The sequence below is a fragment of the Aeromonas sp. QDB56 genome (assembly GCF_027705505.1).
Lineage (GTDB): Bacteria > Pseudomonadota > Gammaproteobacteria > Enterobacterales > Aeromonadaceae > Aeromonas > Aeromonas caviae.
In genome coordinates this window covers 16,698-33,532 of the sequence record NZ_JAPDBZ010000032.1, presented here as the reverse complement: position 1 = coordinate 33,532, position 16,835 = coordinate 16,698, and the positions used below count along the sequence as shown (strand labels likewise).

The 16,835-nt window shown below is 62.9% G+C and carries 17 protein-coding genes; 13 read left to right on the top strand and 4 right to left on the bottom strand.

The features are described 5' to 3' along the window. Window positions 1-234 precede the first annotated feature (234 nt). Window positions 235-642: an H-NS family histone-like protein gene (locus tag OKB81_RS07615; protein WP_010673634.1), complete on the bottom strand. Its 408-nt coding sequence runs from the start codon at window positions 640-642 to the stop codon at window positions 235-237. A gap of 349 nt (window positions 643-991) precedes the next feature. Continuing rightward, on the bottom strand, window positions 992-1,936 hold the full coding sequence (dsdC, locus tag OKB81_RS07610) for a DNA-binding transcriptional regulator DsdC (RefSeq protein ID WP_270667854.1): 945 nt from the start codon (window positions 1,934-1,936) through the stop codon (window positions 992-994). 230 nt (window positions 1,937-2,166) lie between these two features. On the opposite strand from dsdC, the gene dsdA reads away from it, so the two are divergent. Both dsdA and OKB81_RS07600 read left to right on the top strand, forming a co-directional pair. Then, window positions 2,167-3,483, top strand: coding sequence for a D-serine ammonia-lyase (dsdA, locus tag OKB81_RS07605; protein WP_270667856.1), 1,317 nt, complete (start codon window positions 2,167-2,169; stop codon window positions 3,481-3,483). 339 nt (window positions 3,484-3,822) lie between these two features. Then, the gene (locus tag OKB81_RS07600; protein ID WP_010673631.1) at window positions 3,823-3,999 is read left to right on the top strand and encodes a hypothetical protein; all 177 of its coding nucleotides are present in this window, start codon (window positions 3,823-3,825) and stop codon (window positions 3,997-3,999) included. Window positions 4,000-4,065: 66 nt separating this feature from the next. Here OKB81_RS07600 and icd read toward each other — a convergent pair whose 3' ends face one another. Continuing rightward, window positions 4,066-5,319, bottom strand: coding sequence for an NADP-dependent isocitrate dehydrogenase (gene icd, locus OKB81_RS07595; RefSeq protein ID WP_010673630.1), 1,254 nt, complete (start codon window positions 5,317-5,319; stop codon window positions 4,066-4,068). A gap of 410 nt (window positions 5,320-5,729) precedes the next feature. On the opposite strand from icd, the gene OKB81_RS07590 reads away from it, so the two are divergent. Continuing rightward, entirely contained in the window at window positions 5,730-6,821 is a 1,092-nt protein-coding gene (locus OKB81_RS07590; protein WP_270805189.1) for an alpha/beta hydrolase, read from the top strand. An 85-nt stretch (window positions 6,822-6,906) separates the two neighbouring features. Here OKB81_RS07590 and OKB81_RS07585 read toward each other — a convergent pair whose 3' ends face one another. Beyond that, the gene (locus OKB81_RS07585) at window positions 6,907-7,056 is read right to left on the bottom strand and encodes a hypothetical protein (protein WP_010673628.1); all 150 of its coding nucleotides are present in this window, start codon (window positions 7,054-7,056) and stop codon (window positions 6,907-6,909) included. 558 nt (window positions 7,057-7,614) lie between these two features. Here OKB81_RS07585 and OKB81_RS07580 point away from each other — a divergent pair. From OKB81_RS07580 to purB, 10 genes are all read left to right on the top strand, one after another. Next, window positions 7,615-7,908 carry a hypothetical protein gene (locus OKB81_RS07580; protein ID WP_042879347.1) on the top strand — a complete coding sequence of 98 codons (294 nt, stop codon included), beginning with the start codon at window positions 7,615-7,617 and terminating at the stop codon, window positions 7,906-7,908. Between the two features lie 246 nt (window positions 7,909-8,154). Next, on the top strand, window positions 8,155-10,275 hold the full coding sequence (locus OKB81_RS07575) for a hypothetical protein (protein WP_270666550.1): 2,121 nt from the start codon (window positions 8,155-8,157) through the stop codon (window positions 10,273-10,275). A gap of 3 nt (window positions 10,276-10,278) precedes the next feature. After that, window positions 10,279-11,040 carry a DUF3142 domain-containing protein gene (locus OKB81_RS07570; protein WP_270666552.1) on the top strand — a complete coding sequence of 254 codons (762 nt, stop codon included), beginning with the start codon at window positions 10,279-10,281 and terminating at the stop codon, window positions 11,038-11,040. 7 nt (window positions 11,041-11,047) lie between these two features. After that, on the top strand, window positions 11,048-11,242 hold the full coding sequence (locus tag OKB81_RS07565; protein ID WP_053288269.1) for a hypothetical protein: 195 nt from the start codon (window positions 11,048-11,050) through the stop codon (window positions 11,240-11,242). Then, window positions 11,239-11,706 carry a GNAT family N-acetyltransferase gene (locus OKB81_RS07560; RefSeq protein ID WP_270666555.1) on the top strand — a complete coding sequence of 156 codons (468 nt, stop codon included), beginning with the start codon at window positions 11,239-11,241 and terminating at the stop codon, window positions 11,704-11,706. Before OKB81_RS07565 ends, OKB81_RS07560 begins: the two co-directional genes overlap by 4 nt. An 82-nt stretch (window positions 11,707-11,788) precedes the next feature. Beyond that, window positions 11,789-12,697 (top strand): pseudouridine synthase, encoded by a 909-nt coding sequence (locus tag OKB81_RS07555; RefSeq protein WP_270666557.1) that lies wholly within the window; start codon window positions 11,789-11,791, stop codon window positions 12,695-12,697. Window positions 12,698-12,761: 64 nt separating this feature from the next. Further along, window positions 12,762-13,229 (top strand): NUDIX hydrolase, encoded by a 468-nt coding sequence (locus OKB81_RS07550; protein ID WP_039039255.1) that lies wholly within the window; start codon window positions 12,762-12,764, stop codon window positions 13,227-13,229. 158 nt (window positions 13,230-13,387) lie between these two features. Further along, a complete protein-coding gene (gene mnmA, locus OKB81_RS07545; protein ID WP_010673619.1) occupies window positions 13,388-14,494 on the top strand; it encodes a tRNA 2-thiouridine(34) synthase MnmA in 1,107 nt (368 codons plus the stop codon). A 262-nt stretch (window positions 14,495-14,756) separates the two neighbouring features. Next, window positions 14,757-15,368, top strand: coding sequence for a high frequency lysogenization protein HflD (hflD, locus tag OKB81_RS07540; protein ID WP_010673618.1), 612 nt, complete (start codon window positions 14,757-14,759; stop codon window positions 15,366-15,368). Window positions 15,369-15,398: 30 nt separating this feature from the next. Continuing rightward, entirely contained in the window at window positions 15,399-16,769 is a 1,371-nt protein-coding gene (gene purB, locus OKB81_RS07535) for an adenylosuccinate lyase (protein WP_270666560.1), read from the top strand. The last annotated feature ends 66 nt before the right edge of the window (window positions 16,770-16,835 follow it).

Sequence of the window (16,835 nt, the reverse complement as noted above, 5' to 3'; positions counted from 1 at the left end):
TTTGCGGGCATGAGCAGCCCCTATCTGGAAAAGGTACTGGATGCTGGGTTGGCTAAATTGACCTCAATTTAACAATTTGTTCACGCTCTCACCCTGTGGTTATGGCTATTCCAGACGAGGCTCTCCAATTAACCGGAGTAACCTGCGCAATTGGGTTTTACTGCGACATCCTCTGAACCCTGAAAATAACAATGCCGCCCTGCAGGCGGCATTATCGAGATCCGGATCCGGCGATCAGATCAGGAAATCGTTCAGATCCTTGCCCAGCGCAACTTGCTCGGCGATGGCCTTGGGCATACGACCCTGACCGGTCCAGGTCTTCTCCTGACCGTCTTCCTGGTACTTGTATTTCGCAGGACGGGGAGCACGCTTGCTCTTGGTGGTGCCCGCCGCAGCCGGAGCCGCCACGCTGCCGATCAGCTCACGGGGATCGATACCAGCCTGTTGCAGCATTTCGGTGAATTCATTCAGTTTGCGCTGACGCTCTTCCTGTTCGGCTCGTTCCTGTTCAACGGACTCGGCACGCTCGTTATATACCAGGTCAAACTTTTCTTTCGCTTCTTGCAGTTGCTCAAACGGCAGTTCACGAATGGCAGCGCGCAAGCTGCGAATGTTCAGCAGAACCTTCAGAAACTCGTTCATTACTTCCTCACAGAATTATTTTTGTATGTCACAGGGATAACACGATTTGAGAATAGCATGCCCATTGGATAACAACATAATGTTTTTATACCATCCGGCAAAGCGCTGACACCATATGGACATTATTCACCGTGGTTAATTCCCTGCCTGATACTTATTGGGAATACTCTCACAGACTTTATTTCCTATTTTCCCCGGTTAATCTCAGGCTTACCTCATCCGTTGCTCACGCTGTTATCTCTTACCCGCGTCGCTCTGCGCCAGGTCATTTAGCAGCAGTGCTGGCCCTTATTGTACAAATAGTGCGCTCATGGCCATGACCTTCGCGGACAATAAACCAGGTCCCGTGTCAGGATGCCCCTTGCGCCTGATCCTGTATCCAGCGGATGAATGCCTGGATCTTGGGACACTGGCGATGAGGGAGGGTCGCCAGGTAATAACGCGGCTCGCAGCGCACCGCCATGTCCGGGAAGGGCATCACCAGCGCTCCGCTCGCCAGCGCCTGGCTTGCCAGTTGCCTGCGCCCCATGGCGACACCGGCGTGGTGGGTGGCGGCAAGGATCGCCAGATCCGCCCGATCAAATCCCATGTGCGACGCGCAAGCCTCCAGGGAGAGATGCCAGTGGCTCCCCCAGGTGCGCCACTCGTCACTGTCCGTGTCATGACCCCAGGCCTGCCTGTCGTGCAGCAGGCGACAGTGCTGCAGCTTGTCCGGGCTCTCCAGCAGCCCGTGCTCCTCGGCATAGTCCGGGCTGCACACCGGCACCATGTACTCGTCCATCAGGGGGTGGATGGTGAGCCGCTCCGGCATCCTGGCGTCGAAATTCAGGGTCAGATCGATGCCATACCCCTGCAGGTTGATGTTCTCGTTGCCCGTCAGCAGGTTGAGCTCGATCAGAGGATGCTGGCGGGAGAAGTCGGCGAGCCTCGGCACCAGCCAGCACTGGGCGATGGAGGGGCGCGAGTGGATCGTCAGGGAGCCCGACAACGCCTGATCCCGGATCTCCAGCACCTCCTGATTGATGAACTCCAGCGACGACTTTAGCGCCCAGAAGACGCGCTGCCCGCCCGCAGTCAGCACCACCTTGCGATGAAAGCGCTGGAACAGCGGGAAGCCGAGCTCCTCTTCCAGGGTGCCAATCCTGTGGCTGACCGCACTCGGGCTCAGGGAGAGCTCCTCCGCCGCCAGCGCAAAGGAGCCGTGCCGCGCCGCCGCCTCGAAAGTATGGAGCCTGGCGAGTTGATAACCGCTCAGCAGCTTTCGCCTAAGCGCATAGTGTTCATCGCTTCCCATGGTCCCCCCTCCTCTCTTTTGATCTGCCCGATGATACCAGATGACAGGAGGTTGCATTCACCAGACAAACCCAAAACCTTGCCTTCACGATGAGAGCGAGGAATTTTTCCTCTTTGCATCAATCCAGCTCATCCAAGCCCCGCTTTTTATCATTTGTCAGCCCGCCCCGCGTACCGTTCAATGGGGCATCCCCTCACCACTCCCTCGAGGTTCCCGTGACACACACCGACATGGCCGGGCTCATCGCCCGCTTTCCCCTACTCGAGAGGCTGATGGCCCTCGATCCCCTGACCTGGTTCAATCCGGGGGCCACCACTCTGGCGGAAGGCTTGCCCCATGTGGGCCTCACCCGGCACGATGTGGCCGCCGCCTCCGCCCGGCTCGCCCGCTTCGCCCCCTACCTGTGCGAGGCCTTCCCCGAAACCCGCGCCAGCCACGGCATCATCGAGTCCGGGATCGCCGCCATCCCGACCCTGCAGGGGGCCCTCAATAAGCGCTACGGCGTCGAACTCACCGGCAGGTTGCTGCTCAAACAAGACAGCCATCTGCCCATCTCCGGCTCCATCAAGGCGCGCGGCGGCATCCACGAGGTGCTGGCCCATGCCGAACACCTGGCCATCCAGGCTGGGCTGCTGCGCGAGACGGATGACTATCGCACGCTGTTCTCGGACGAGTTCCGCCACTTCTTCAGCCAGTACAGCATCGCGGTGGGGTCGACCGGCAACCTCGGCCTCTCCATCGGCATCATGAGCGCCCGCCTCGGCTTTCGCGTCACCGTCCACATGTCCGCCGATGCGCGGGAGTGGAAGAAGAAAAAGTTGCGCGAACATGGCGCCATCGTCGTGGAATATGCCGACGATTACGGGGTGGCGGTGGAGCAGGGGCGCAAGGAGGCCGAACGCGATCCCGCCTGCTTCTTCATCGATGACGAGCACTCTCGCACCCTGTTCCTCGGCTATGCGGTGGCGGGCGAGCGGGTGAAAAAGCAGTTCGACGAGATGGGCATCAGGGTGGACGCCGACCATCCGCTCTTCGTCTACCTGCCTTGCGGCGTCGGCGGCGGCCCGGGCGGGGTGGCCTTTGGCCTCAAGCTGGCGTTCGGGGACAACGTGCACTGCTTCTTCGCCGAGCCCACCCACTCCCCCTGCATGCTGCTCGGGGTCTACACCGGGTTGCACGATGCCATTGCGGTGCAAGACCTTGGCATCGACAACCTCACCGCCGCCGACGGCCTCGCGGTGGGACGCGCCTCCGGTTTTGTCGGCCGCGCCATGGAGCGGCTGCTTGCGGGCTTCTACACCCTGAGGGATCAGGAGATGTACGACCTGCTGGGGCTCCTGGCCCGGGATGAAGAGATCCGGCTCGAGCCCTCGGCACTGGCGGGCATGGCTGGCCCCTGGCGAGTGGCCGCCGACCTTGAGTGGCAGAGTGGGCAAGGACTGGATGCAGCCAAGATGGCCGGGGCCACCCACCTGGTGTGGGCCACCGGCGGCGGCATGGTGCCCGCCGAGGAGATGGAAAAATACCTGGCCTGCGCCCGGATCTGATCTTTTTTTCGCCCCCGTGACCCGCCGACCTGGCGGGTTTTTCTGCTGCGAGATCAGCAAGATGGCGCCTCAGCCCTCGCCACCATGACACAGACGGCCAGACTGCTGGACAGCCTGATTTGTCATCCAGCCCCACCGACTGGTTATTTTGTGATACGATAGAGACCGTTTTTTGACATCTGCGCCCCGTTGTCCCCTTTTTCCGGTGAGATAACCACCGGATCCGGCGACCAACACCTGCCGGGCGCAGCACAACATGTGCCCAGTTCGAATCGCTCCTGCGCGACCTTGACGCCAGGAGCACTCCCCTCTGGGCACCTTAGATAAGGAGATCGGGCGATGAAACAATATCAAAGCTGGTTGGGACAATATCTGATGAGCCGCCGTGACGGAGACCACGCCATGGCATCCGAGCTCGCCAGCTCCATCTGCGAATTCTGGCAGGCCCGTGGAGATGAGGCCGAGACCAGCAAATGGCAGCAGATCTACGAGCAGCACGTGGAAAAAACCACCTGACGACCTGCTCTCCTCCATAAAAAAACCGGCGCTCATGGCGCCGGTTTTGCATTTCAACGACCCGGATCACATCTGGTCGATCATGTCCTGGGCGAACTGGGAGCAGGAACGCAGGGTGGCACCTTCCATCAGTCGCTCGAAGTCATAGGTGACGGTCTTGTTGGCAATCGCCGCTTCCATCCCCTTGACGATGAGGTCGGCCGCCTCGGTCCAACCCAGGTGGCGCAGCATCATCTCGGCGGAGAGGATGAGGGAACCCGGGTTGACCTTGTCCTGACCGGCGTACTTGGGCGCGGTGCCGTGGGTAGCCTCGAACAGGGCCACACCGTCGCCGATGTTGGCGCCCGGGGCGATGCCGATGCCGCCGACCTGGGCCGCCAGCGCGTCGGAGATGTAGTCGCCGTTGAGGTTCATACAGGCGATGACGTCATACTCGGCCGGGCGCAGCAGGATCTGTTGCAGGAAGGCATCGGCGATGACGTCCTTGACCACGATGGTCTTGCCGGTCTTCGGGTTCTTGAAGGAGCACCAGGGGCCGCCGTCGATGAGCTGGGCATCGTACTCTTTCTGGGCCAGGGCATAGCCCCAATCCTTGAAGGCACCCTCGGTGAACTTCATGATGTTGCCCTTGTGCACCAGGGTCACGGAGTCGCGATCGTTGTCGATGGCGTACTCGATGGCGGCACGGACCAGACGCTCGGTACCGGCCTTGGACATGGGCTTGATGCCGATGCCGCAGGACTCGGGGAAGCGAATTTTCTTCACGCCCATCTCGTTTTGCAGGAAAGCAATCACCTTCTTGGCTTCATCGCTGTCCGCCTTCCACTCGATGCCAGCGTAGATGTCTTCGGCGTTCTCGCGGAAGATCACCATGTCGGTCAGCTCGGGGTGCTTGACCGGGCTCGGGGTCCCTTCGTAGTAACGGACCGGGCGCAGGCAGACGTAGAGGTCCAGCTCCTGGCGCAGGGCCACGTTGAGGGAGCGAATACCACCGCCGACCGGGGTGGTCAGCGGGCCCTTAATGGCCACGCAGTATTCACGAATGAAATCCAGGGTTTCGGCCGGCAGCCAGGCACCTTCGCCATAGACATGAGTCGATTTCTCGCCGGTATAGATCTCCATCCAGGCGATCTTGCGCTCGCCTTTGTAGGCTTTCTCGACCGCAGCATTCACCACATTCAACATGGCCGGGGTCACGTCCACACCGATACCATCCCCTTCGATAAACGGAATGATGGGATTGTGGGGAACCTGCAGCTTGCCGCTGGCATCGACTGTGATTTTCTGGCCCTGGGTCGGGATAACTACTTTGCTTTCCATCGGCATCTCCTAACTTCCGTTTGTTATCAATCTGATCGTTGCGCGCGGCCATCTTAAGCCCATCCATTTGCATAATCAAATAGCGGGCGTGCATGTCAGACCATAGTCGGGGAGTGGATCACAGTGCGCCTGAGGATCCCCTACTCCCTCGCTGCCCTCTGGTCCTGACGAGGCGCAGGCCCCGTCCATCCGGGCCTCTTCCTCTAGTGATGACAGCGTCTTCCTGCCCTCGCCGCCCCGAAGGCGCCATTCCCCCAAATCCCGTTCGCCTTTACATCGTCGTAACCCCTTTGGCGAGGCAAGGCGCGCCGGGGGACAGGCAGCCGGATCCGGACTAGGCTCTTTGCCAGTGATCGGGGCGCCCGGGGCGTGGCCGATCATGAAGAGAGCACGACAACAAGGAGAACACCATGTTTATCGTCACCAACCGGATGGTCAACGAGCAGGGCAAGACCCCCAGCGAGATCTTTGGCGAAAAACCCGCAGAGGGCCCCAACGAACTGCGCCTCGCCGAGGCCCGGCGTCAGGGCAAGCAGTGGCAGCTGGACCTGCTGCCGGATCAGATCACCGCCGAGATGGCCGCCAGCGTCGGCCTTGACCCCGACCTCCCCCACCCGGCCAGCGCCTATGTGGCGCGCAAGCTGCTGGAGCGCTGCGCCGGGACCGGCAGCACGGCCAAGCAGAAGCTCAAGACCGGCAAACACCTGCAGCTGTTCGTACACGGCTTCAACAACGATCTTGACGATGTGCTGGAACGGGCCGCGGGGCTCGAGGCCCGGTACGGCGTCGAGGTGCTCTGCTTCAGCTGGCCCGCCAATGGCGGCGGCGCCCGGGGCGTGCTGAGCTACAAGAGCGACAAGCGCGATGCCCTGGCCTCGGCCGGTGCCCTTGACCGGGTGCTGGAGAAGATGAAGGGGCTGCTCGACGAGTTCAACGGCCAGTATGTGACGCAACTGGAAGAGAAGGCCCAGAAGAAGTTCGCCGACAACGGCGAGGCCTGGGATCGCTACTTCGCCAAGGAGGTGAACAAGCGCTGCCCCTTCACCATCAACCTGCTGCTGCACAGCATGGGCAACTACCTGTTCAAGCACCTGCTGGGCAGCACCACCTACCACGCCAACCAGCTGCTGTTCGACAACATCATCATGGCCGCCGCCGACACCAACAACGAGCTTCACGCCCAGTGGGTCGATCGCATCCAGTGTCGCAACCGCCTCTACATCACCATCAATGAGCGCGATGGTGCCCTGATGGCATCGCGCATGAAGATGGGGGAGCAGCAAAAGGCGAGGCTCGGCCACTACACCCGGCGGCTGGATGCCAGAACGGCCACCTACGTGGACGTGACCAATCAGCCCCATGTGGGGGACTCTCACGCCTACTTTGAAGGGGATGCCCTCGCCAACGAGAAGGTGCTGCGCTTCTTCCACACCGTCTTCAACGGCGGCACCGGCGAGAGCGCGGAGCTGTTCGATGCGGCCCAGAACCTCTATCGCCTCTAGCCACTGCGCAAAAAAAACCACCGCCCCGAACAGGGCGGTGGTTTTTCATTATGCGCTCACTTGGTGGCTACAAGGCCGCCAGGGGCTAGTGTTCTGCCGCTTCCGGCTGGGGCGCTTCGCTGCGCTCCCGTTGCAGTTCATCGACCCTGGCCTGCCATCTGTCCTGGGCCTGTTTTTGCCCCTGGGACTCGAATTCCTGGCGCATGGTGTCGATTTTTTGGTCAAGTTTTTCCATCAGGATGTCTCCTTACATCTCGGGTTACACACTGGCTGACGGCACTGTTTGGCCAACCTGCTCACCCGATTGGACACCAGGTTTTCCCCAATTGTCCAACAAAATAAACGATTGATTATGCAAAAACCAATCTAGAAAATGGGTTAAAGCTCCTTATGAAACCCCATTATCCACCCTGAAAACGCCTGATAAAAACACTGTTTTTGCCATTGATATCAATATCTTGATATTTATAATTCGCTCAATGACTCCCTTGAGATCAGCATGACGAGGATATGCACATTTTTTTTCACAAAAACTCCCCGCTCTCCGGGTTTTGCGACCGGAAAGGCCCCCTTGTCCATCCAAGAACACGATAGGTTATGACGCAACCCATCTCTTTAATGGATAGATAATCCCCAACCCCGGCCCTGCGGCTTGCCAGCCCGACCACCAGCAGGTTCGCTTGTTACCCATCCGGGCATATCCCGCCCCACTCCCGCCCCGATAAAATGAAGCCACACCACGCCTGCTGAGCGGGTTGTTGCCGCCCTCATCTCCTCTCGTCGGAGTCATGACATGGATCTCTTCTGGTGGTTTGCCCTGCCCGTCGCCGCAGGCACCTTCTATGGGTGCTATTTCTGGAACCAGCGCCATGCCCAGCCCGACTGGCTGCGCCTTCCCACCCGCGCCGACTACCTGCACCAGCATCCCGAATGCGCCATCGACGATGAACTGGGGGCGCGCTGCTGCGCCTGCGGCTCCGACAAGGTGCTGGGCCACCCCCAGACCGGCTGGCCTGATCATCGCTTTCGCCACACCTGCCTCGCCTGCGGCAAGGCGCTCTTTCGCACCGAAGAACCCCCGATATAAGCATCCACATTCGCCCTTTTTGTATGGCGATGTATGGCGATGGCAGATGCTGACACCCGCGAAGCAGCAAAGAGCACGCGCTCGGGACAGGGGGATGGCGCAGGCGTCCTGACAGGGAGAGCGCCGACCAGGTCAGAATGGGTTGTCGTTTGTGACCCTGTTTCGTACTATTGCCCGCCACTGCGAACCCCCTTTTCCGGCCCGGGCGTCACGCACGGCGCGGGCCCACAAACGGATAGCGATCCCATGACATCTCTGACCCACTGCTCGGTGCTGGCGATGACGCTGGTTGCACTGCCCGCCCTCGCCTCCGGTGACGGTGACGGGTGCGGCTTCTGGCTCACCGACTGCCCTCTCCCCACCTATCCGCTCTATCTCAACGAGAACGACACCCGGGGCAACCTGCTGATGCTGCTGGGGGATGCCCAGCATCACCCCCTGCCCTTCACCCTGCCGGCAGATCCGCTGAACGAGCGCAGCCAGCCGCTGTTCTACCTCACCCGCCTCCCCCAGCCGGAGGAGGTGGAGGACCCGGCGCTGCGCGAGCAGCTCGGCAGCCGGCTGGCCGCCTACGACCCGTCCCTCCCACCGCTGCTCGAGCACTACGCGGGCCACGACTCCCTCTACGGCCACGCCATCTCCAACTCCCTCTCCTCGGTCAGCGCGTTTCTGGACGCCCTCGAGCAGAGCGGGGTGCCCGCCCCGGAGCGCACGTCGCTGCTGCGAAGCCGTCTGCTGATCCTGGGACAACAGGAGAGCCCGGCCCCCGCGACCGAAATGAGCGATGCTGCCCTGGAGTGGCAGAGGTATCTGCAGTCCGCCCGGCACTTCTACGAGAGCCGCTTCGAGGAGGCCCGCGCAGGCTTTGCCGCCTTGCAGCAGGCCAAGGCCCCCTGGGTGGCCGAGAGCGCGACCTACATGGTGATGCGCACGGAGATCAACCTCGCGATGAAGGAGGCGAAGGACGAATACGGCGATCAGGACGTGACCAGGAGCGACAAGGAGGCCCTTCGCCGCGCCATGGCCCAGGGCCAGGCCTATCTGGTGGCCTACCCGCAAGGGCGCTACGCCAGCTCGACCAGAGGACTGTTCAGACGCATCCAGTGGATGTCCGGTGATCTCGGCGCCCTGCGGGATGCCTATGACGAGGCCATGGCAACCCGCCAGCCCTTGCCGGCGCTGGAGGCCCTGGTCAACGAGATCGATCTCACCCTGCTCAGTGGCGATGCCTATCGCCATCAGGCGGCCTATCAGGACTCGGCCCAGCCGGCGCTGCTGTTCGTCAATGCCCTGCGGGGTCTCAGACCGACCTATGAGCGGCCGCGGGACTGGCAAGATGCCCAGCTGGACGACGCCATCGCGCACCTGCAAAAAACCGGTCACCAGGCGCAGGCGGCCTATCTCAAGGCCTACGCCCTCTTTTTGGTCAAGCAGTTCGAGCAGGTGCTGGCCCTGCCCTCCCCGGGGCAGGAGGACGCCACCCTGGCATTCAGCCACCAGATGCTGCGCATCTGGGCCTGGCAGGGCATGAAGGCCTTCGACAAGGCCGAGCAGGCCCTGATGGCACTGGTGGCCTCCCCCCTGGGTCAGGCCCAGCAGGCGTTCGTGGAGAACGTGCTGGCGGATCACTGGGTGCGCACCGGCAACACGGCCGCCATCTTCCAGCCGGGCAGCCCCATCACCCAGCTGCGCATCCGCGCGGCCGTGCTCAAGCAGGAGGCCGAACCCGCCCTGTTGCGCCAGCAAGCCAGTCAGGGCCCGAGCGCGGCGGAGCGGCAGATTGCGCTCCATACCCTGCTGGTGCGGGATCTCATCGCCAGCGACCCGGCCACCTTCTTGCAGGATGTGGCCCTCATCCCCGCCGATTACAAGGAGGCGACCCCTCCCGCCGACGCGCCCTGGGAGCCCGTGCCCAACGGGGATGTGCGCCTCTCGGCGTTCCAGTGGCGCGGAGAGGGGACGCCCCAGGGCTACCACTGCCGGGATCTGGCCCAGACCCTTGGCGCCCTGGTGCAGCGCCCCGACGATGGTCATGCCCTCAACTGCTTCGGGGAATACCTGCGCAGCCGGGATCCCCATATCGACCTGTGGCAGGATCGCGAGATGATCTGGGGGCTGGCGCAAGACGAGCGTCCCACGTTCCCGAGTCGCCTCGCCCTCTATCAGGCCGTGATGGCCAACCCCAAGGCGGAGCCCGAAGACAAGAGCTATGCCCTCTATCGCGCCATCCAGTGCTATGCCCCCTCCGGCTACAACAGCTGCGACAGCCAGGAGATCCCCAAACGCACCCGGCAGGCCTGGTTCAACACCCTCAAGCAGCGCTATGGCAACTCGGTGTGGGCCAGATCCCTCAAATACTACTGGTGAGCCATGAGCAGACCCCCTGAGCGCGCCCTGCTGGCGCTGCTGCTGACGGCCCTGGCCACCCCCCTTGAGGCCAGTGTCGATGCCAGCGCCTATCACGGGTTCTGGCTCTGGTCCGCCACCCGCCACCAGCCGGTACTGGAACAGGCCAGCACCCTCTATCTGCATCAGGGGGAGATCCTGGACAGGCCCGGCGGCCCCCGCTTCGTCAAGCTGGGGCGTGTTCCCTCCCCCCTCAAGGCCGGGCAGGTCTGGCTGGTGGTGCGTGTCAACGCCCTCCCCCTCTCCCCCGCCCACGAGCAGGTGCTGGTGCGCCTCTACGAGGGGTGGCGCGCGGCCGGGGCCAGGGTGGCGGGCATCCAGATCGACTTCGATGCGGCGACCCGCCAGCTCGATCGCTATGGCAACGCCCTGCAACAACTGCGGCGCGCCCTGCCTCCCGAGTGCAAGCTCAGCGTGACGGGGCTGCTCGACTGGGCGAAAACGGGGGACGTGGCAGAGCTCAATCGCCTGCCCGTGGACGAGCTGGTGATCCAGACCTATCAGGGCACGCGTACGGTGCCGGGCTATCAGGCCTATCTGCCCGCCATGGCGCACCTGACCATCCCGTTCAAGGTAGGGCTGGTGCAGGATGGGGAGTGGGATCCCGCCTGGCAGACAACACTGGCCGCCTCCCCCCACTACCGGGGCGAGGTGGTCTTCCTGCTCAACCGCCCGGCGCCGATCCCGGGGACCAGCCCCCCTGTTCCCCGGCATGACGCCCACTGAGACGCGGGTGAACCCTATCGGGGCACAGGGGCAAGGGCGTGCCCACGGCAAGCAGCAGTGGCCGACCCTGATCCGGCTGGTGGCATCCACACCGGGCGAGATGCCGTGCGAGAGGAACGCCGCCCGAGCCACCACATCGGTCAAGCCCGCCATCGTGCTGCGCGCCACGCGCCGTCACAAACAGGAAGAGAAACAAGGATGACGTTTGTCGAGATGAACCCCGCTCACCTGCCGCTGGCCCTGCTGCTGGAGGCCGATCCCGCCGCGTCGCGCATCGCCGCCTACCTGCCCGGGGCCTGGGGCTTTGCCGCCTTGGCGGACAACGAGGTCGTGGGGGCCTGCGTGGCGGGCCTGGTGGGGGAGCAAACCGCCGAGATCTTCAACATCGCCGTTGCCCCCAACCGCCAGCAGCAGGGCATCGGCTCCGGCCTGCTGCGCTTCGTGCTGGCGAACCTGACCGGGAAGGGGATAGGCCGCGTCGAACTCGGTACCGGCAGCTTCGGCCACCAGCTCACCTATTACCAGCGCCACGGCTTTCGCGTCCATGCCGTCGTGAAGGATCACTTCCTCATCCACTATCCCGAGCCCCTGATGGAGCACGGCATCCAGCACAAGGACATGCTGCGCCTCTCCCTCGCACTGGCGCCGGACACCGCCTCCCCCTGACCCGAGAGGTAAGCCCCGCTCTCCCCCTGATGGCCGCCCCCTGTGGTACACTCCGCCATCCCCTGTTTTTGGTAGGCATGCGATGAAATCAGCCCGTCCCCGTCTCTCCCTCTCCGCCCGCCCTGACGCAGGCCGCACGGCCAGCGGGCCCACCACGGTGCACCCATCCCAACACCGGGAGGCCCGGCACCCAGGGAGAGTCAACGAGCGCAAACCGGCCCCCGCCCCGGTGGATCGCAAGCTGCTGCTCTTGAACAAGCCTTACATGGTGCTCTGCCAGTTCACCGACGAGGCGGGCCGCGAGACCCTCAAGGATTACATCAAAGAGCCCGGCATCTATGCCGCGGGCAGGCTGGATCGAGACAGCGAAGGGCTCTTGCTGCTCACCAACGACGGCAAGTTGCAAGCACGCCTCACCCAGCCGGGAGAGAAGACCCCCAAGACCTACTGGGTGCAGGTGGAAGGCATCCCGAGCGAGGAGAAACTGTCCGCTCTTCGCGCCGGAGTGGAACTCAACGACGGCATGACCCTGCCCGCCGGGGCGCGCATCATGGATGACCCTGCGGTGTGGCCACGCAATCCGCCCATACGCGAGCGCAGGGAGATCCCCACCTGCTGGCTGGAGATCAAAATAGTGGAGGGGCGCAACCGCCAGGTGCGGCGCATGACCGCCCACATTGGCCACCCCACCTTGCGCCTCATCCGCTACGCCATCGGGGAGTGGACCCTCGATGGTCTGGCGCCGGGAGAGAGCCGCGCCCTGCCCGCCCCCGAGCTGGCAACCGCGCCACGACCAGCCGCCACGCAAGGCAAACCACGGGCATCCGCCGCAGCCGGGGGCACTGGCCGCAGTGCCCCCCGCACCGCCCGGCCAACAGATCAGGATCCACCCCAGGGGCGGGACCGCCGCGGGACAGACCCGCGCCCCGGCAATCGCAGCGGCGGGCGCACCACCGCCCGCCGTCCGGCTCGCACCAAGCCCTCTGAATGAAGGCGACAGCGGATCTGCATCGAACGCCCCTGCCGGGGCACAGTCAACAAGACAAGGAGTCCTTATGAGCGATCACCCACCGCTGCCCACCCGCCTCACCGTGGCCGCCCTGGTGCACTGGCAAGGGCGTTTCTTGCTGGTGGAAGAGGAGATTGCGGGCCAGCGCCGCTTCAACCAGCCCGCCGGCCACGTGGAGCCGGGAGAAGATCTCATCCAGGCGGCCTGCCGCGAGCTGAAGGAGGAGACCGGACTCACCGCCGCGCCCACCGGCTGGCTCGGGGTCTACCTCTTCAAACCGGCGGACAGCGAGGCCACCTTTGTGCGCACCGCCGTCATCTTCGACCTTGAAAAGTCGCCCGGTCAGCACCATCCAGAGGATCCCGACGGTGACGTACTGGCCTGTCACTGGCTCAGCCTAGAGGAGATTGCCGAGTGCAAGCCCGCCCTGCGAAGCCCTCTGGTGTGGCAGTGTATCCAGGACTATCTGGCAGGCACCCGCTTGCCGCTGTCGGCCCTCAAGGCCTTCATCTAAGCGCCATTGGACGCTCTTTTTGACGCTATGGGACCGAGACAAGAAAAACGATTTCCCGCCGCCGGGCTTCCAAGGGGAACGGCGGCAGGGAGATGTGACCGGGGGCGCAAAACTCTGGTAGAATACGCCCCGTTTAAACGAACTGGTAACTTCGACTAATGACAGACAACAGCCAAATCAAGGTGATCGTCGGCATGTCCGGCGGCGTGGATTCTTCCGTCTCGGCCTACCTGCTCCAGCAGCAGGGCTATCAGGTCGAAGGCTTGTTCATGAAGAACTGGGAAGAAGACGACACGGACGAGTACTGCTCTGCCGCCCAGGATTTGGCTGATGCCAAGGCCGTCTGCGACAAGCTGGGGATGAAACTCCACACCATCAACTTCGCCGCCGAATACTGGGACAACGTCTTCGAACACTTCCTGGAAGAGTACAAGGCGGGTCGCACCCCGAACCCGGACATCCTGTGCAACAAGGAGATCAAGTTCAAGGCGTTCCTGGAGTTTGCCGCCGAAGAGCTGGGGGCCACCTACATCGCCACCGGCCACTATGTGCGCCGTGACGACAGCACCGGCCGCCCGCGCCTGCTGCGCGGCCTCGATACCAACAAGGATCAGAGTTACTTCCTCTATACCCTGAGCGAAGCCCAGGTGGGTCAGAGCCTGTTCCCGGTCGGGGATCTGGAAAAACCCGAGGTGCGCCGCATCGCCGAGCAGCTGGATCTCATCACCGCCAAGAAGAAAGACTCCACCGGCATCTGCTTCATCGGTGAGCGCAAGTTCAAGGACTTCCTGGCCAAGTTCCTGCCCGCCCAGCCCGGCCCCATCGAAACCGTGGACGGCAAGATCATCGGCGAGCATCAGGGGCTGATGTACCACACCCTGGGCCAGCGCAAGGGGCTTGGCATCGGCGGTCGCAAAGATGCCACCGAAGAGGCCTGGTACGTGGTGGACAAAGAGGTGGAGCGCAACACGCTCGTGGTGGCGCAAGGGGAACACCCCCGCCTCTACTCCGACGGCCTGGTCGCGAGCCAGCTGCACTGGGTGGATCGCACCCCCATTCGCGCGCCGCGCCGCTGCACCGTCAAGACCCGTTACCGTCAGGAAGACATCCCCTGCCTGATCCAGCCCATCGACGATGAGACCATCCGGGTCATCTTCGACGAGAAACAGGCTGCGGTGACCCCGGGCCAGTCCGCCGTCTTCTACGACGGGGAAGTGTGTCTGGGCGGTGGCATCATCGAACAACGTTTCAGCCATCCGGTCTAAGGGCTGGGCGCTCACGAGCGTCCGCGCTGTACTCCCTTCTCCCCTCGCGGGAGAAGGGACAAAGAAAGAAGCAGCAGAGTAATACAGGCACAAAGCAGCGACGTATGACCGACAAATTCCAGGGCCGGATCATGGCCTGCGGCGGCATCAGCCGGTGAACGAACAGAACAGGGCCGTGAACATATGAGCGACAAATTCCAGGGCCGGATCATGGCCTGCGACGGCATCAGCCGGTGAACGAACAGAACAGGGCCGTGAACATATGAGCGACAAATTCCAAGACAGAACCATGGCCTTCGCAGGCATCTGCCAGGCCGCCTATCTGGTGCAGAAAGTGGCCCGTGACGGCTCCTGCGACGAAGCCTCCCTGCGCGAGAGCCTGCAAAGCATTCTGGTCACCAACCCCACGCAGCCGCTGGAAGTGTTCGGCAGCCACCTGGCCATTCGCGACGGCTATCGCGCCCTGGTGGAACAGCTGGGGGCCGACGGCAGCCAGAAGAATGCCGAGCTGACCCGCTACGTGGTGAGCCTGATCGCGCTGGAGCGCAAGCTCGCCAAGCGCAAGGACATCCTCAACATGCTGGGGGAGCGGATCAGCCAGATCGGCCGCCAGCAACAGCATTTCGATCTGCTCGACGAGCAGATCCTGGCCAACATGGCGAGCATCTACAGCGACCTTATCAGCCCCATCGGGCCGCGCATCCAGGTGGCGGGCACCCCGCTGTTCCTGCAGCAGCCCCTGGTGCAGCACAAGGTGCGCGCCCTGCTGCTCGCAGGCATCCGCGCCGTGGTGCTGTGGCGCCAGCTCGGCGGCAGCCGTACCCAGATCATCTTCGCCCGCAAGAAGATGGTGGAACTGGCCAAACGATTTTAACCCCCACACCAATCATCAGGAGTTCACCCCATGGAGCTGTCCGCGCTGACTGCCGTTTCCCCGATTGACGGTCGTTATGGCGACAAGGCCGATGCCCTGCGCCCTATCTTCTCCGAATTCGGTCTGCTGCGTTTTCGCGTCGAAGTCGAGGTGCGCTGGTTGCAAAAACTGGCCAGCCACGCCGGGATCCCGGAAGTCCCTGCCCTGAGCGAGGCAGCCAATGCCGTGCTTGACGGCATCGTCAGCAACTTCAACGAGCAGGATGCCGCCCGCATCAAACAGATCGAGCGCACCACCAACCATGATGTGAAAGCGGTGGAGTACTTCCTGAAAGAGAAGGTGGAAGTGAACCCGGAGCTGGCCGCCGTCAGCGAATTCATTCACTTCGCCTGCACCTCGGAAGACATCAACAACAACTCCCACGGCCTGATGCTGAAGACCGCCCGGGAAGAGGTGATCAAGCCTTATTGCGAAAAGCTCATCGGCGAGATCAAGCGCCTGGCCGTCGAGTACCGAGACATGCCGCTGCTCTCCCGTACCCACGGTCAGCCGGCGACCCCGAGCACCATGGGCAAGGAGATGGCCAACGTCGCCTACCGTCTGGAGCGCCAGCTCAAGCAGATCATGGCGGTGGAGCTGCTGGGCAAGATCAACGGTGCCGTGGGCAACTACAACGCTCACATCAGCGCCTACCCGGATGTGGACTGGCACCAGTTCTCCGAGGAGTTCGTCACTTCTCTCGGCCTGACCTGGAACCCCTACACCACCCAGATCGAGCCCCACGACTATATCGCCGAGCTGTTCGACGCCCTGGCCCGCTTCAACACCATCCTGATCGACTTTGACCGTGACGTCTGGGGTTACATCTCCCTGGGCCACTTCAAGCAGCGCACCATCGCCGGCGAAATCGGCTCCTCCACCATGCCCCACAAGGTCAACCCCATCGACTTCGAGAATTCCGAAGGCAATCTGGGTCTGGCCAACGCCGTGTTCCAGCACCTGGCGAGCAAACTGCCCATCTCCCGCTGGCAGCGTGATCTCACCGACTCGACCGTGCTGCGCAACCTGGGTGTGGCGGTGGGTTACTCCCTGATTGCCTATCAGGCGACCCTGAAGGGCATCTCCAAGCTGGAAGCCAACGCGGACGCCATGGCCGCCGATCTGGACGCCAACTGGGAAGTGCTGGCGGAACCCATCCAGACCGTGATGCGCCGCTACGGCATCGAGAAGCCCTACGAGAAGCTCAAAGAGCTGACCCGTGGTCGCCGCGTCGACGCCGAAGGGATGCGCACCTTCATCGACACCCTGGCACTGCCGGAAGCGGCCAAGGTCGAGCTCAAGAAGCTGACCCCGGCCAACTACATCGGCGACGCCCAGCGTCTGGTCGATCTGCTGAAATAAGTGATGTAACCGAACCGGCGGGGGCTCTGTCATGACGGCAGGGCCCCCGTTGATTTTGGCCCATTT

What these genes read in the sequence shown, in the direction of transcription:
- OKB81_RS07615 (WP_010673634.1), bottom strand. Translation starts at nt 642, where the DNA reads ATGAACGAGTTTCTGAAGGTTCTGCTGAACATTCGCAGCTTGCGCGCT.
- dsdC (WP_270667854.1), bottom strand. Translation starts at nt 1,936, where the DNA reads ATGGGAAGCGATGAACACTATGCGCTTAGGCGAAAGCTGCTGAGCGGT.
- dsdA (WP_270667856.1), top strand. Translation starts at nt 2,167, where the DNA reads ATGGCCGGGCTCATCGCCCGCTTTCCCCTACTCGAGAGGCTGATGGCC.
- OKB81_RS07600 (WP_010673631.1), top strand. Translation starts at nt 3,823, where the DNA reads ATGAAACAATATCAAAGCTGGTTGGGACAATATCTGATGAGCCGCCGT.
- icd (WP_010673630.1), bottom strand. Translation starts at nt 5,319, where the DNA reads ATGGAAAGCAAAGTAGTTATCCCGACCCAGGGCCAGAAAATCACAGTC.
- OKB81_RS07590 (WP_270805189.1), top strand. Translation starts at nt 5,730, where the DNA reads ATGTTTATCGTCACCAACCGGATGGTCAACGAGCAGGGCAAGACCCCC.
- OKB81_RS07585 (WP_010673628.1), bottom strand. Translation starts at nt 7,056, where the DNA reads ATGGAAAAACTTGACCAAAAAATCGACACCATGCGCCAGGAATTCGAG.
- OKB81_RS07580 (WP_042879347.1), top strand. Translation starts at nt 7,615, where the DNA reads ATGGATCTCTTCTGGTGGTTTGCCCTGCCCGTCGCCGCAGGCACCTTC.
- OKB81_RS07575 (WP_270666550.1), top strand. Translation starts at nt 8,155, where the DNA reads ATGACATCTCTGACCCACTGCTCGGTGCTGGCGATGACGCTGGTTGCA.
- OKB81_RS07570 (WP_270666552.1), top strand. Translation starts at nt 10,279, where the DNA reads ATGAGCAGACCCCCTGAGCGCGCCCTGCTGGCGCTGCTGCTGACGGCC.
- OKB81_RS07560 (WP_270666555.1), top strand. Translation starts at nt 11,239, where the DNA reads ATGACGTTTGTCGAGATGAACCCCGCTCACCTGCCGCTGGCCCTGCTG.
- OKB81_RS07555 (WP_270666557.1), top strand. Translation starts at nt 11,789, where the DNA reads ATGAAATCAGCCCGTCCCCGTCTCTCCCTCTCCGCCCGCCCTGACGCA.
- OKB81_RS07550 (WP_039039255.1), top strand. Translation starts at nt 12,762, where the DNA reads ATGAGCGATCACCCACCGCTGCCCACCCGCCTCACCGTGGCCGCCCTG.
- mnmA (WP_010673619.1), top strand. Translation starts at nt 13,388, where the DNA reads ATGACAGACAACAGCCAAATCAAGGTGATCGTCGGCATGTCCGGCGGC.
- hflD (WP_010673618.1), top strand. Translation starts at nt 14,757, where the DNA reads ATGAGCGACAAATTCCAAGACAGAACCATGGCCTTCGCAGGCATCTGC.
- purB (WP_270666560.1), top strand. Translation starts at nt 15,399, where the DNA reads ATGGAGCTGTCCGCGCTGACTGCCGTTTCCCCGATTGACGGTCGTTAT.